Annotated in this window: 14 protein-coding genes and 1 tRNA gene; 7 read left to right on the top strand and 8 right to left on the bottom strand. The window is 70.7% G+C overall.

Features of this window, described 5'->3' with window-relative positions; genetic code table 11:
* Positions 1 to 233 precede the first annotated feature (233 nt).
* Positions 234 to 884, top strand: coding sequence for a hypothetical protein (locus FNH24_RS27965; protein ID WP_152365504.1), 651 nt, complete (start codon positions 234 to 236; stop codon positions 882 to 884).
* Here the strand turns inward: FNH24_RS27965 and FNH24_RS27960 are convergent, their stop codons facing one another.
* A complete protein-coding gene (locus tag FNH24_RS27960) occupies positions 885 to 2402 on the bottom strand; it encodes an MFS transporter (protein ID WP_161606354.1) in 1518 nt (505 codons plus the stop codon).
* Positions 2403 to 2492: 90 nt separating this feature from the next.
* Here FNH24_RS27960 and FNH24_RS27955 point away from each other — a divergent pair, with 90 nt between their 5' ends.
* Complete coding sequence (locus tag FNH24_RS27955) at positions 2493 to 3044, top strand: TetR/AcrR family transcriptional regulator (protein ID WP_246187101.1); 552 nt, start codon at positions 2493 to 2495, stop codon at positions 3042 to 3044.
* Between the two features lie 74 nt (positions 3045 to 3118).
* On the opposite strand, the gene FNH24_RS27950 is transcribed toward FNH24_RS27955, so the two are convergent.
* From FNH24_RS27950 to FNH24_RS27925, 6 genes are all read right to left on the bottom strand, one after another.
* Positions 3119 to 3784: a response regulator gene (locus FNH24_RS27950; RefSeq protein ID WP_217428616.1), complete on the bottom strand. Its 666-nt coding sequence runs from the start codon at positions 3782 to 3784 to the stop codon at positions 3119 to 3121.
* A complete protein-coding gene (locus FNH24_RS27945) occupies positions 3784 to 5037 on the bottom strand; it encodes a sensor histidine kinase (RefSeq protein WP_152365500.1) in 1254 nt (417 codons plus the stop codon). The genes FNH24_RS27950 and FNH24_RS27945 overlap by 1 nt, the downstream gene beginning before the upstream one ends.
* A gap of 71 nt (positions 5038 to 5108) precedes the next feature.
* Complete coding sequence (locus FNH24_RS27940; protein ID WP_152365499.1) at positions 5109 to 6065, bottom strand: D-alanine--D-alanine ligase family protein; 957 nt, start codon at positions 6063 to 6065, stop codon at positions 5109 to 5111.
* The gene (alr, locus tag FNH24_RS27935; RefSeq protein ID WP_152365498.1) at positions 6062 to 7204 is read right to left on the bottom strand and encodes an alanine racemase; all 1143 of its coding nucleotides are present in this window, start codon (positions 7202 to 7204) and stop codon (positions 6062 to 6064) included. The genes FNH24_RS27940 and alr overlap by 4 nt, the downstream gene beginning before the upstream one ends.
* Positions 7201 to 7830 carry a M15 family metallopeptidase gene (locus FNH24_RS27930; protein WP_152365497.1) on the bottom strand — a complete coding sequence of 210 codons (630 nt, stop codon included), beginning with the start codon at positions 7828 to 7830 and terminating at the stop codon, positions 7201 to 7203. Before FNH24_RS27930 ends, alr begins: the two co-directional genes overlap by 4 nt.
* 192 nt (positions 7831 to 8022) lie before the next feature.
* Complete coding sequence (locus FNH24_RS27925; protein ID WP_161606353.1) at positions 8023 to 9699, bottom strand: glycoside hydrolase family 32 protein; 1677 nt, start codon at positions 9697 to 9699, stop codon at positions 8023 to 8025.
* Between the two features lie 78 nt (positions 9700 to 9777).
* Here FNH24_RS27925 and FNH24_RS27920 point away from each other — a divergent pair, with 78 nt between their 5' ends.
* The 4 genes from FNH24_RS27920 to FNH24_RS27905 all read left to right on the top strand — a co-directional run bounded on the left by FNH24_RS27920 (position 9778) and on the right by FNH24_RS27905 (position 13190).
* Positions 9778 to 10599 carry an LLM class flavin-dependent oxidoreductase gene (locus tag FNH24_RS27920; RefSeq protein WP_152365495.1) on the top strand — a complete coding sequence of 274 codons (822 nt, stop codon included), beginning with the start codon at positions 9778 to 9780 and terminating at the stop codon, positions 10597 to 10599.
* A gap of 74 nt (positions 10600 to 10673) precedes the next feature.
* The gene (locus tag FNH24_RS27915) at positions 10674 to 11747 is read left to right on the top strand and encodes a glycoside hydrolase family 130 protein (protein WP_152365494.1); all 1074 of its coding nucleotides are present in this window, start codon (positions 10674 to 10676) and stop codon (positions 11745 to 11747) included.
* A gap of 7 nt (positions 11748 to 11754) precedes the next feature.
* The gene (locus FNH24_RS27910) at positions 11755 to 12609 is read left to right on the top strand and encodes a DMT family transporter (RefSeq protein WP_152365493.1); all 855 of its coding nucleotides are present in this window, start codon (positions 11755 to 11757) and stop codon (positions 12607 to 12609) included.
* 128 nt (positions 12610 to 12737) lie between these two features.
* Complete coding sequence (locus FNH24_RS27905; protein ID WP_152365492.1) at positions 12738 to 13190, top strand: YybH family protein; 453 nt, start codon at positions 12738 to 12740, stop codon at positions 13188 to 13190.
* A gap of 152 nt (positions 13191 to 13342) precedes the next feature.
* On the opposite strand, the gene FNH24_RS27900 is transcribed toward FNH24_RS27905, so the two are convergent.
* Positions 13343 to 13416 (bottom strand) — tRNA-Gly (locus FNH24_RS27900).
* A 96-nt stretch (positions 13417 to 13512) separates the two neighbouring features.
* Between FNH24_RS27900 and FNH24_RS27895 the strand changes: the two genes are divergently transcribed.
* Complete coding sequence (locus FNH24_RS27895) at positions 13513 to 14316, top strand: MerR family transcriptional regulator (protein WP_152365491.1); 804 nt, start codon at positions 13513 to 13515, stop codon at positions 14314 to 14316.
* The last annotated feature ends 7 nt before the right edge of the window (positions 14317 to 14323 follow it).

Raw genomic sequence — 14323 nt, 5'->3', positions numbered from 1 at the left:
GCGGCGTTGCCCGGACGTATGGAGTAACCGATACGACGACGACAGCCCGCACTGCTTTGCCTCCCTACGGAGCAGAGCCGGGAAAGGTTGCCGCGCAACGAGTCCCGATTCGGCGACTACACGCAGCCGAGCCCGCCGATGTTGCACCGAACGGGGGTCGCGACGTGGTTGCCACGTAAGACAGGCACCGGCCGGGGAGACGAGCAAGGGGGTAGCGCCGTACTGTGTTCCGCATGCCGGGGGACATGTTCACGCTGCTGTCGCAAGCCGACGCGCCGTGGTGGACTCTCCTGATCGCGGTCCTGGTCGGCGGCGTCGTCGGCGCGGCGAGCGCCTGGCGGGCGGCCTCCGCGCAACGCAAGTTCGATCTGGCCCGGGGTCGGGACCAGCAGGCGCGCGCCGTGACGATCGACGAGATCGGCCGGACCCGGGAGACCTGCGTGGCGCTGTTCAACGATCTGCAGGAGTATTCGCGGCGGGCAATGCTGCTCCGCGCCGACGCCACCCTCGGGCGACAGTCCAACGTCGATGTCGCCCTGGCGCTCACCGAGGCCCAGTCGTCGGTGATGGAGACGTACGCGACCGCCCGGCTGTACACGCCGGGGCCGGTGAGCGACGCGACCGCGCGGATCGTCAAGGTCGTCGGCGCCTGCCCGATCCTGGACAGCCAGGAAGAGTTCGACGCGTGGGCCGGCGAGTGCAAGCGGATGTCCGGCTTCCTGCTGCAGGTCGGCGAGAACCGGATCAAGGAACTGTCGGCCAAGCCGATGCCGAAGAACTGGTACGAGCACCTGATCGTCACCTACCCGACCCGGGCCGAGCAGCAGGGCCCGAAGCGCGTGGTGCCCAACGGGCGCCAGAAGGCCAAGGCGAAGGCCAGTTGATCACGCGCTAGGTCCGCCGAGGTCGGTCCGCCCGCGCGACCGGTGCAGCAGCACAGCCGGAGCCGCGGCGAGCAGACCGGTGCCGAGCGCCGCGACGAGGACGACGGCCTCGAGACTCGCGGCATAGGCGGCGTGCGCCCGGTGCAACAGTGCCCCGGCTTCATGATCAGAAAGAGTCTGGGCGGCAACGATCGCGTCCGTGAGTGATCGCGCCGCCGACGGATCGTTCGCTGGATCCATGTTCTCCCGATAACTGGCGGTCGCCAACACACCGAAGACCGCGATGCCGAGCCCCGTGCCCAGCTGATTGCTCGATTCGGAGAGCCCGGCCGCCGCACCGACGCCGGTCTCCGGCGCTTGTCCGATCACCACCGAGGTCGCCAACGTCGCCGTCAGGCCGCAGCCGAAGATCAGAATCGTGTACCCGACCAGAAATCCACCGTAGGTCGGGCTGCCGGCGGTCAACCCGGAACCGGCGAGACCGATCGCGCAGCAGACCAGCCCCAGGCTGATCGCCGGACCCGTCGGCAGCCGCGGCGCGAGGCGTGCCGCCACGGCGGCACCGAGGAACGACCCGGCGAGGCAGGGCAATCCACACACGGCGGACCAGAACGGGCTCAGGCCGTGAACCACCTGCAGATAGGGAAACACCAGCACTCCGACCCCACCGGTCGTCGCGGCGACCACGACATTGGCGACCACGCCGACGGAGAAGGGCCGTGATCGGAAGAGGGTCACGTCGATCAGCGGATCGGTGGTCCGGAGTTGCCTGAGCACGAAGATGATCATGCTCGCCAGGCCGATCGTCGCCGCCCCGATCGCCGACGGGTCGAACCCGTGCAGCACCACCCGCTTGAGGGCGAAGACCAGGCACAGGACGGTCAGCAGCGATGTTCCCGCGCCGACGACATCGAACCGCGTCCGCGAACGCACGCGCGACTCCGGCACCAAGATCGGCGCCAGGCAGAGCAGCAGCAGCATGGCCGGCACGTTCAACAGGAACACGGAGCCCCACCAGAAGTGATCAAGCAGGATGCCGGCGACGATCGGGCCGCAGACCGCCCCACCGGCGAAGGCCGCGGTCCAGGCGCCCAACGCCAGTCGACGTTCATGGTCGAGGACGAAGAGTTCGCGGATCAGGGACAACGTCGACGGTGCGAGCGCCGCACCACCGACGGCCAGCAGGCCACGACCCGCGATCAAGAGCTCGCCCGTGGGAGCGAACGCGACCAGCACCGAGGCGGCCCCGAAGCCGAGCCCGCCGATCAGGAGCAGTCGGCGACGCCCGAACCGGTCGCCCAGACCACCCATGGTGATCAACAACCCGGCCATGACGAAGCCGTAGAGATCCATCGCCCATAGCCATTGGGTCGGAGTCAGCCGAAGCTGATCGGTGATGGTCGGACCGGCGACGAAGAGGACCGAGATGTCCATGGAGGTCAGCACAGCGGGCAGCAGCAGGATGGCGAGGCCCGCCCACCTCCTGCGGGTTGCTGCCTGCGATCCGGCCTGATTCACTCCTAGATCGTACGTACGTCCAAAACACGGGTCAACCCCCGGTCCGCGACGACGCCTCACTAGGATCACGGCGTGAGCCAACGGGATGACTTGCTGGCCGCGGCGCGGCGGCTTCTGGTCGAGAAGGGATACGACCGCACGACGGCCCGCGACCTGGCCGCCGCCTCGGGGTCACATCTGGGCTCGATCGGCTACCACTTCGGGTCGAAGGACGCGTTGATGACCGAAGCGGCCGTGCTGGCCCAAGGCGAGTGGGGTGCGTTGATCGACGACGCTTTACGCGCGGCCGCCGCCGGGAGTCCCGCGGAGCGCCTCCGGATCTGCATCGACACCCTGGTCAACGCCATCGATCAACAGCGCGAGATCCTCGTGGCGAGCGCGGAGAGTCTCTCCAAGGCCGCCCACGACGAGAACATCCGATCAGCTCTGGCGCGGGTCCACGGGGATGCTCGAGTGGCCTTCGCCGCGTTGGCGCTGGGAATCGACCGGGACGAGGTCGACCCCGAAACGGCCCGTGGTCTGGGATCGCTGGTGCATTCCATGATCATCGGCTTGAGCATGCAGGCGCTGATCGATCGCGACTCGCTGCCGACCGGCGCGCAGCTCGCGAAATCCATCCGGACCCTCGCCGGACGGGACTGAGCTCGGCCCCTCGGGGATCGCTGGGCGACCAACCCGATCCCGGGTGATCATGATCAGCACGCTCTGGCGATCGGTCAGCTGATCAAGCCGTGCTCGTGGGCGAAGACGACGATCTGGACCCGATCACGAAGCTCCAGTTTGCGCAGGATCGCGCCGACGTGGGTCTTCACGGTCGACTCGCTGGCGAAGACGAGGGCGGCGATCTCGGTGTTGGAGCGGCCGCGGGCTACGGCGGCGAAGACCTCGCGTTCCTTGTCGGTCAGGGACAGGAAGGGCGGTGGAGGTGGGGTGCGCGGCCGGAGGTTGCCGTCCAGCAGAGTGGACAGGTCCTGCGGCGCGAGGACGGCGTTGCCGGCGTGCACGGTCCGGATCGCGTCGCGCAACTGCAGCGGGGTGGTGTCCTTGAGCAGGAAGCCGCTGGCACCGTGCCGGATCGCCGTCGCGGCGCGATCATCGAGGTTGAAGGTGGTGAGCACGACCACCCGGACCGGCTTGGCGCGGCGGGCGACCCGTTCGGGCAGGAAGATCTGCCGGGTCGCCTCGACGCCGTCCATCTCCGGCATCCGGATGTCCATCAGGACGACGTCGGGCTGCAGCTCGTCGACGACCCGGACGGCCTCGAGCCCGTCGCCGACCGAGCCGACCACGGCCATCCCGTCCTGGGCGTCGATGATCACCCGGACGCCCTCGCGGAAGAGTTCCTGATCATCGACCAGGAGCACCGAGATGTCGTCGGTGATCATCGCGTGCCGGCTCGGATCGGCAGCCAGGCGGTCGCGATGAACGTCGTTCCGGCCGAACCGTCGGCGCGCCGCAGCTCGAGCTGACCGCCGATCGACTCCAGCCGCCGGCGCATCCCGTCCAGCCCCTGGCCGCCGCCGGCGCTGGTCCCGGTCGATCCATGATCACCGATGACGTTTCGCACCTCGATCCGCAACGCGTTGCCCCACTCTCGTTCGACGGCCACCGGAGAATCCCGGTCACCGTACTTGATCGCGTTGGTCAGCATCTCCTGCAGCACCCGATACGCCACCTCCGCCAACTCGGGCGGCAGCGGACGCGCGGTGCCGATCACCGAGGTGACCACCTCGTGGCCGCTGGACCGGGCGCCACCGATCAGGGTGTCCAGCCCGCCGTGCTGGCTGCTGCCCTGCTGGGTCTCCGACAGCACCTGGCGGACGTCACGCAGCGAGGTCCGTGCCGAAGTGGCGATGTTGGCCATGGTGATCTTGAACTGGGCGGTGTCGGCATCGTCGCGATACTGCGCCGACTCGGCCTGGGCCAAGATCACCGCCAGCGAGTGGCCGACCACGTCGTGCACGTCGCGGGCCAGCCGGGCCTGCTCCTCCCGCAGCCGGGCGATCTCCCGCGCCTGCTCGGTCTCCCGGAACGCCCGGGCGGCGTCCTCCTCGGCCACCGCCTGGGACACCCGCGACTCCTCGGCCCGGGCGCCGAACCGCAGCACCAGACCGATCAGCCACGGCGCGCCGAGGGTCAGCACGCCGACGCCGGCCGCGGTCAGCTGCCAGACGGTGCCCAGCTCGCGCAGCGCGTCGACCAGGAGCTTGTTGCCGGCCAGCTGGGCCAGGCCGCGGAGCCCGCCGACGTACACGATGACGAGCACGATCACCGCGGCTGCCGGGATCGACAGTCCACTCAGCCACACCGTCGCGGCGCGGCCCCAGCGAGCGGTGCCGAACGCGACCAGGGCGACCGACAGCTGCACCAGCATCAGACCGGTGTCGGTCAGCAGTTGGACCGAGCAGGTCAGCCAGACCAGCGCCAGGGCCAGGCCCGGCAGCCGGCGGATCAGGCCGACGGTCAGGCCGGTCACGACGGCCACCGCCAGCATCGACGCTCGCTCGTCCGGAACGGTCACCGGCGTGGTCGCGATCTCGGCCAGGCCGAGCAGGGCGACGACGACACCGACCAGGACGTCCGGCACCCAGTGGGCGGCGCCGTGCCGGGCCGGGCGCCGGGCGACGGCGGTCATCCGGCCGGCCGATCAGCGGAGAGCTCCACAAACAGGCAGCGTAGGTCACCGGCCATCGCCGGCACCGCCCTTCACGCGGTCGATGCGTACCCGGTCAACGCGTCCTCGACCAGCCGGCTCAACAGTTGCGGGTACGAGAGCCCGGCGGCGGCGAACATCTTCGGCACCTGCGACTCCGCGGTGAACCCGGGCATCGTGTTGACCTCGTTCAGCACCGGACCGTCCTCGGTGAGGAAGAAGTCGATCCGGGCCACCCCGGCGCAGCCGAGCCCGTCGAACATCGCCACCGCCGCCTCCGCCAGCGACTTCCGCTCGGCCTCGCTGAGCCCGGCCGGGATCCGGAAGTCGGCGCGCCCGCCGTATTTGGTGGCGTAGTCGAAGAGCCCATCGGCGACGATCTCCAGGCTCGGCGCCACATCGCGGGAGCCATCGGGCCGGCCGAGCACGGCCAGGTCGATCTCCCGGCCGATGATCACGTCCTCGACCAGCACCCGGTCGTCCAGCGCGAAGGCCGCGGCCAGCGCCGGCTCCAGCCGCTCCGGCTCGGTCACCAGGGTGACGCCCCGGCTGGAGCCGGCGGCCACCGGCTTGACCACGACCGGCCCGATCCAGCGGTACGCCGGCGCGGTCGCGGGCCCGAGCAGCACGCCCGGCGCGGTGCCGATGCCCAGCTCGGCGGCGACCAGCTTGGTCGCCCACTTGTCCATCGCCAGCGCGCCGGCCCGGACGCCGGAGCCGACATAGCGGACGCCGGCGAGCTCGCACAGCGCCGCCAGCGTGCCGTCCTCGCCGTGCGGCCCGTGCACGACCGGCACGGCCACCTCGCACCGGCGCAGCACCCGCACCGCGTCGGCCAGGTCGATCGCCCCGCCGGGCTCGACCCGCCAGCCGCCGCGCCGGTCGATGCTCAGCCGGAGCACCGCGTAGCCGGCCTCGGTCAGCGCGTCGGCGACCGCGGCCGCCGAGGCCAGCGAGACCTCGTGTTCACAGTTCTGGCCGCCGCCGATCACGGCGATCCGGCGGCTCATCGCAGCCTCCGGGGCACCCGCGACCCGATGCCGGTGACGATCTCATGCTCGATCGTGCCGGCCCATTCGGCCCAGTCGGCGACGGTCGGTTCTCCGCCGTCGCCCGGGCCGAAGACGGTCACCGGTTCGCCCGGGTCGACCGGGTCGGGGCCGAGGTCGACCACGGTCTGGTCCATCGAGATCGCGCCGACGACCGGCCGGCGCCGGCCTCGGACCAGGACCTCGGCTCGGCCGGAGGCGGCCCGGGGCAGTCCGTCGGCGTACCCGAGCGGGAGCAGGGCCAGCTGGGTCGCGGTCGGCGTGGTCCAGGCGTGGCCGTAGCCGACCAGCGTGCCGGCCCGGACCTGCCGGACGGACACGACCGGTGCGGTCAGGGTCATCGCCGGCCGCAGCCGTACGGTCCGCGAGGGGTCGATGCCGACCAGCCCAGCGCCGACCCGGACCATCGAGTAGTGGCTGCGCCGATCGGTCACCGTGGCCGCCGTCGCCGCCAGATGCAACTGGGTCGGCCGCAGCCGCGTGTCCCGGGCGGTCTGCACACCCCACTCGAAGCGGGCCCGGCTGGCCGCGTTGCACGGATCGCCCGGTCGGTCGGCGCAGCCGAGATGGCCCATCACCCCGACCACCCGGATCAGCCGCCGCTTCTCCGCCGCCCGGGCCGCCGCGCACAGCTCGGCCCAGTCCGCCGGCGCAGCGCCGTCGCGCGCCATCCCGACGTCGAGTTGCAGATGCACCTTGGCGCCGCGCCCCGCCTGGATCACCGCGTTGAGGTGCGGCAGCCCCGGCACGGCCAGCTCGACGTCGGCGGCGATCGCCTCCCGAAACGGCGCCGAGACCGGATTGAGCCAGCTCAGCACCGGAGCGGTCACGCCGGCAGCCCGGAGCGCCAGCGCCTCGCCGATGCCGGTGACGCCCAGCCGGGTGGCGCCGTTGGCCAAGGCGGCCTCGGCGACGGCGACGGCGCCGTGCCCGAAACCGTCGGCCTTCAGGACGGCCATCAGGGTGGCGTCGGTGCTGGCGGCGATCGTCCGGACGTTGCCGGCGACGGCCGCCAGGTCGACCGTCAGCAGGGCGGATCTGTCGGCCGGCCTGGCCTCCCGGGCGGTGGCGGGCGGGGCCAGCTCGGACAGGGCCGTCATGCGAGGACCAGTCGGGCGCTGACCGGGCCGTAGCGGGCGGCCGGCGCGCCCGTGACCAGCGCCCAGTAGCGGTCGCCGTAACTCCAGTGCCACCACTCGGTCGGGTAGTTCACCAGCCCGACGCCGGACAGCACCCGGGCCAGCAGGTCACGGTTGGCCCGGGCCCGGCCGGTCACCTGCGGGGCGTCGAAGTAGCAGGCGCCACAGCTCTGCTCCGGGGTCGCGTCGATCGGCGTGCCGAGGTCGAGCTCGCGGCCATCGACGGTGGACGCGAGGGTGATGTCGACCGCGGCGCCGGCCACGTGCGGGGCCACCGCGACCGGGGCGACGAAGCGACTGGTCAGCCGCTCCAGCGTGTCGGCGTCGACGCCCGGATGCAGCCGGGACAGCTGGGCGGCGTAGCCGGCGATGATCGCCTGCTGGTCGGCCAGCGAGCGGTGGCCGTCGGCGACGCGCAGACCGACACCGGCCGGCAGCCGGTCCCGGGCCAGCAGCAGCCGCTGTGCCAAGGAGGCCCGCACCGCCGCGTAGGCCGGACCGAACGACGCGTCCAGCAGCACCATCGGTTCGCCGTCGTCGTGGACCGGGACGTCGTGGACCTGCGGGTCGGAGAGGAGGATCGTCATGACGTCACGCTAGGAATCCGACCCCGCCGCCGGCCTCCACCGCGAGTGCCGAACTGCTGCCCGCGAGGATGAGGCCGCTGGTCCCCGGTCATAGTGTCGTGACACACGTGACCCACCCGGAGTCGGAGCTCCCACGATCGTTGGCGGAACGGGGAACTTCCGACCGGTCAGACCCGGCGGCGGATTCCCCGATCAGCGGCCGTCGTCGGGCCAGGCCGAGGTCAGCTGGGCGAGGTCAACCGATTCGAACCGGACCGCGCCGTGCTCGGCCCGGAAGTTGATCTTGGGCTTGGCCGGCAGTCGGCACCGGGTGATCGACAGCTCGCCGTCGTTGACGAAGATCTCGGTGGACGTACGGTCGAGGAGCAGGGCGATCTCGGTCACCGGCCGGGTCAACGGCGTCGGCCGGCCGGCGACGATCACCGCGTCCCGGGTGAGCGTGATCGACTGACCGGCCGTGGTGATCATCAGCCTGGCCGATGCTTCGAGCCGAAGTCCGAGCTGGACGTACGCCAGCTCCGAGCCGAGCTCGAGCTCCCAGGGTTCGTCGGCTTCGAGGGTGCCGCCCGGTGGCAGGTCGCGGGCCAGCACCAGGGTCTCGAGCTCCCGGATCGGCCGGCGGTGCAGCCGAAGCCCGTCGGGAGTGCTGCGCAGGCTCAATTCGCACGGGAAGCTGACCTGCTGGTTGAACGGCATGTCCGGAAAGACACCGTCCCGCATCCAGGCGACCTGGATCCGCCGGCCGTCGCCGGTGTCGGTGTTGCCCCAGCTCTGGGTCGCATAGAAGTTCTCGCCGAGATCGACGGTGCGGACCGGGCTGATCGCCTGGAATCGCTCGCCGTCGAAGGTGCCGACCGAATACTGTCCGTCGCCGCGGACCAGCACCCATCGGCTCTGCTCATGATCACCGTCGACGGGGAGCTCGAACAGGTCGGGGCACTCGAAGCTGTCGGCGATGGGCTGGCCGGTGTCGGTCCAGTGCAGCAGATCGTCCGAGGTCAGGACGTGATACTGCTGATCACCGTAGAGCACCATCGCCCACCGATCCCGGCGGTGATCACGGAACACGATCGGGTCCCGTTCCGGGCGATCGAAGATCGGGTTGCCGGCATAGTGGGTCCAGGTCCGGCCATGATCAAGACTGTAGGACAGACACTGGGACCGGTTGTCGCAGCGGGACCAGAACGCCACCATCGGCGGGATCGCCGGATCCGGGCTCAGGCCGGAGGAGTTCTGGTAGTCGATCACGCAACTGCCGGACTGTACGCCGGTGCCCAGAGCCTCCTCGAAGAAGGCCGGCTCCAGCTCGGTCCAGCGCACCAGGTCTTCGCTGACCGCGTGGATCCAGCACTTGTTCCACCGCTGGGCGAACAGGTGGTATTCGCCGTCGTAGAAGACCAGGCCGTTGAGGTCGTTCAGCCAGCCTTCCTCGCGCTGCTGGGGATTCAGCCGGGTCATCGCCCACTGTCTGGCCGTGAAGTGGAACTGCGGTCGGTACGCCTCCCGGTACAGCGGCTCGACCGTCACCGGCGGGACGGCGGGCCGGTCGGTCTGCGTGATCGGCCCGACCTCGATCCGTCCCCCTTCGGCGGCGGCGCGGTCGACGAGCCGCAGTCGCGCCGTCCGGCCTCGAAGGTCGCTCACCCGCCAGGTCGCGGGCTCCAGGGTGGGTGAGCGACGGCCGGTTTCGCTGCGGACGATCGCGCCGTCGATCATCAGGTCGAGGCAGCTGACGAACTCGTAGTCGCTGCCGGCGATGGTGAACGTGAGGTAGTCGCGGCTGATCACGAACTCGGCCGATTCGCGGGTGCCGTCGGCCGTCCCGGCCCAGTCGACGGTTGCAGCGGAAATGATCATGTCGTCGAGCACGGGAACATCGTAGGACGCGATCATCAGCATCGGAAAGGATCGCTGTTCAGATCGACCCGGTCGCCGTACCGTCATCCCATGAGTTCCGAGACGGTGATCAACTCCGCGGTCTGGCTGCCGCTGTTCGACGACCTCGCCGACCCGCGGGCCGTGCTCCGGCTCGCCGTGGCGGCCGAGGAGGCGGGCTGGGACGGATTCTTCGTCTGGGACCACGTGAACTGGCGGGAGCCGGTGCGGGCCGTGCTCGATCCGTGGGTGCCGCTGTCCGCGATCGCGGCGGTCACCAGCCGGCTCCGGATCGGCCCGATGGTGTCGCCGCTGGCGCGCCGGCGGCCGGTCCGGGTGGCCCGCGAGACGGCGGCGCTCGACCTGCTCAGCGACGGTCGGCTGGTGCTCGGCGTCGGGGTCGGCAGTGATCGATTCGGCGGTGAGTACTCCCGGACCGGCGAGCAGAACGACGAGCCGACCCGAGCCGCGATGCTCGACGAGTCGCTCACCATCCTGCGCCGCGCCTGGTCCGGCGAGCGTGTTGATCATCAGGGTGATCACTACACCGTGGACGGCCTCGAGTTCCTGCCCCGGCCGGCCCAGCCGAGCATCCCGGTGTGGGTCGCCGGCTTCCCCGGGAAGATCCGGCCGCGCCGTCGCGCGGCGGCCTGGGACGGCTTCTTCCCGGTCAACCTGACCCATCCGGACCAACTCGCCGAGGCCGTCGAGTCCGTCACCGCGCTGCGCGAGGATCCGACCGCGCCGTACGACTTCGTCGTGGCGCTGGAGCCGGAGACCGACCCGGCGCCGTATGTCGCGGCCGGGGCGACCTGGCTGCTCACCGATCTCGATCCGCACGCCCTCGATCTCGCGGCCGTCCACGATCTGGTGCGCGCCGGGCCGCAGCGCTAGCTCCCGATCTAGGGTGGCTGTCAACATCAGCCACCTGAACGGAGATCGTCGCGCATGGAACTGATCGGGGCGACATGAGTGACTTCGGCTGCCGGCTCACCCGGGTCGGCGTGATCATGAGCCCCGAGCCGGGGAACCCGGACGAGGTCGAAGGGGTGCTCAATCCGGCCACCGGGCGGGGACCCGATGGGACGCCCTACCTGCTGCCGCGGCTGGTCGCGGCGGGCAACGTGTCCCGGGTCGGGCTGGCCCGGCTGATCATCGAGGACGGTGTCCCCGTCGGGGTGCAGCGGGAGGGTGTCGTGCTGGCACCGGACCGGGCGTGGGAACGCGGGGCGGGCAACGCCGGCACCGAGGACCCGCGGGTCACGTTCGTCCCGGCGCTCGGCGTGCACGTGATGACCTATGTGGCCTACGGCCCGCTCGGCCCCCGGACCGCGCTCGCGGTCTCCGATGATCTTCGGCAGTGGCGCCGGCTCGGACCGGTCCTGTTCGGCTACGACGACGAGCTCGACACCGACCTGAATCTCTTCCACAACAAGGATTGCGTCTTCTTCCCGGAGCCGGTCACCGGGCCGGACGGCGAGCCGAGCCTGGCCGTGTTGCACCGGCCGATGTGGGATCTCGGTGCGATCAAGCCGGGTCAGGGCGACCGGCCGCCGGCCGGGCTGGCCGATCCGCGGCCCGGGATCTGGATCTCCTTCATCCCGCTCCGGGAGTCCGACGATGATCTTCAGTCGCTCACATACTGGCGGCAGCACCGGGTCGTCGCGCTGCCCGAAGAGACGTTCGAGGAGCTCAAGATCGGCGCCGGCCCGCCGCCGTTGCGCGTGCCGGAAGGCTGGTTGTTGATCCACCACGGCGTCGCCGGTCGGCTGGCCCCGGGCGTGGATCAGCAGCCGGGCGTCAACTATGCCGCCGGCGCGATGATCCTCGACGCCGATCGGCCGTGGCTGGTGCGGCGCCGGACCACCGAGCCACTGCTCGCGGCCGAGACCGAGGACGAACGAGAGGGCATCGTGCCCAACGTCGTCTTCCCGACCGCCATCGAGGTGATCGACGGCGTGCACTACGTCTTCTACGGGATGGCCGATTCCAAGATCGGCGTCGCTCGGCTGGACGGCGAACTGCTGCCTCCGGCCGGCTGAGCCGTCGATGACCTTGTCCCTCGGCGTGACGGTCGCGGTCTGCATCGCTGCGATCGCCCATGCCAGCTGGAACGCGATCGCGCACGCGATCACCGACCGCTGGGCCGCCTTCGCCCTGGTCGCCGCCGGCGGAGCGGTCGGCGGCGCCGTGTTGATCTTCGTCGCGCCGCCGCCCGGTCCGGCCAGCTGGCCGTCCCTGGGCATCTCGGTGCTGCTGCACCTGGCGTACAACCTGCTGCTGATGTTGTCCTACCGGCTGGCCGACTTCGGCCAGTCCTATCCGCTCGCTCGCGGGACGGCACCGCTGCTGGTCGCGATCGCCGCGGCGGTCCTGCTCGGCGAACACCTCGCCGGCCCGCAGATCGCCGGCGTGATCATCGTCTCGGGCGGGCTGGTCGCGGTCGCCCTGCTCGGTCGCGGCGGCGCCCGGCTGCACGTGCCGGCGGTCGCCGCGGCGGTCGGCACCGGCGTCTGCATCGCGGCCTACACCATGGTCGACGGGGTCGGCGTCCGCGCGTCCGGCAGCCCGATCGGCTACATCGCCTGGCTGATGGTGCTGCAGGGCATCGCCGTGCTCGGCATGGCCGTGCTGGTCCGCCGGCGCAAGCTGTGGCCTGCCGTCCGGCCGGTGTGGGTGCGGGGTGCGTTCGGTGGTGTGCTCAGCCTGATCGCGTACGGGCTGGTGCTCTGGGCCCAGACCCGCGGGCCGCTGGCCCCGATCGCCGCGCTGCGCGAGACCAGCATCGTGGTCGGCGCGATCATCGGCGCCGTACTCTTCCGGGAGCGTTTCGGCCACCCCCGGATCGCCGCCACCGTCGTGGTGTTGATCGGCATCGGTTTGCTCAACCTGTCGCCGTCGTGATCTTGTCGAAGAGAGCCGGAGATTCGCCTCGCGCAATCTGACCATTCTCCCTTGTGACACTGAAAACTGGCTTACCTTGGGTGTTTGACGCCCATTCGGGACGATGCGACCGAGGTGAGGGGGATCGGATGACTGATCACGGACTCGATGAGGTCGTCACGGCCTACCGCGACGCCCTGCGCGTCTTCATCACCGGCGACCCGACGCCCGCCCTGAGCTTCATGTCCGACCGGGACGACGTCACCCTCGCCAACCCCCTCGGACCTCCGCGCCGCGGCCCCGCCGGCGTCAGCGAAGTCGCACGCAACGCGGCCGCGAACTTCCAGCAGGGCGCCCCGCTGCACTTCGACGAGGTGACGAGCCGCTTCGACGAAATCTCCCGCTACGCCACCGCGGACCTCGGCTACGTCGTCCAGATCGAACACTTCGAGGGCCGCCTCACCGGCGGCGAGGACCCAGTGACCCACGAACTCCGTGTCACTGTGATCTTCCGCCGCGAGGACGGCACCTGGAAGATCTGCCACCGCCACGCCGACCCGATCACCGCACCCCGCCCGACCTCCACCCTCATCCAGGATTAGCGCCGCGTGATCGCCGAGTGGGGTCAGGAGCACACGGGCCGGCTGGCGAAGGCGCGCAGTTCGGGGCACGTTGAAGGCACGCAAACTGGCTGATCACAAGGTTCGATTAGAACGCCTGGCCGCGATTGGACTGCCACTAGGGGTTTCGAGCTTGGAGCGGATGACGAGAATCGAACTCGCACTCTCAGCTTGGGAAGCTGATGTTCTGCCATTGAACTACATCCGCGTTGCCCGAGCAGTGTACTGGGGCGGGGAGCAGTCTGGCCAACTCGGTGGGTGACGGGTTGCCCCTCCCACTGTCGGAGGGTGCAAGGTGCTGCCCATGAGCGCATCGGTACCGATCGGGGAGTTCTCCCGGCTGACCCATCTCAGCGTGAAGATGCTGCGGCACTACCACGAGATCGGGCTGCTGGAGCCGTACGAGATCGACCCGGCGACGAGCTATCGGCGGTACGGGATCGATCAGGTGCCGACCGCCCTGCTGATCGCGCGGTTGCGCCACCTGGACATGCCGCTGCCCGAGATCAGCACCGTCGTCCGGGCCGAGTCCGACGCGTCGCGGAACGCGATCATCGCCGAGCATCTGCGCCGGATGGAGGCCGAGCTCAGCCGGACCCGGGAGATCGTCGGGTCGCTGCGCCGACTGCTGTCCCAGCCGACCATCGGGTACGAGTTCGGCCGGCGGGATCAGCCGGCGGAGCGGGTCGCGGCGATCATCGATCGGGTCACCCGGGACGACATCGGTGCCTGGTGCGAGGAGGCCTACGGGCGGCTCTACGGGTCACTCGCCGCCGCCGGGATGCAGCCGGCCGGGCCGGGCGCGGCCACGTACGACAACTCGTTCTTCACCGACGACGTCGGCGAGGTGATGGCCTACCTGCCGATCACCGGCCCGGCACCGGCCGGCCTGACCGAGCTCACGCTGACCGGCGGCCGGTTCGCGGTCACGGAGCACCGCGGCTCGTTCGCCGACATCGACCGCACCTATGCCGCCCTGGGCAGCTACGTCGCCGAGCACGAGCGGTTGGCGCCGGGGCCGGTGCGGGAGATCTACCTGACCGGGCCGGGCGACGTGCCCGACCCGGCCGACTTCCTCACCCGGCTGTGCTGGCCCATCGCGGCCTGACGCTCCA

The organism is Microlunatus speluncae, assembly GCF_009299835.1.
In the GTDB taxonomy this organism is placed as follows: Bacteria; Actinomycetota; Actinomycetes; order Propionibacteriales; family Propionibacteriaceae; genus Microlunatus; species Microlunatus speluncae.
The sequence above is the reverse complement of the archived record's forward strand: the minus strand, read 5'-3'. Positions and strand labels throughout refer to the sequence as shown.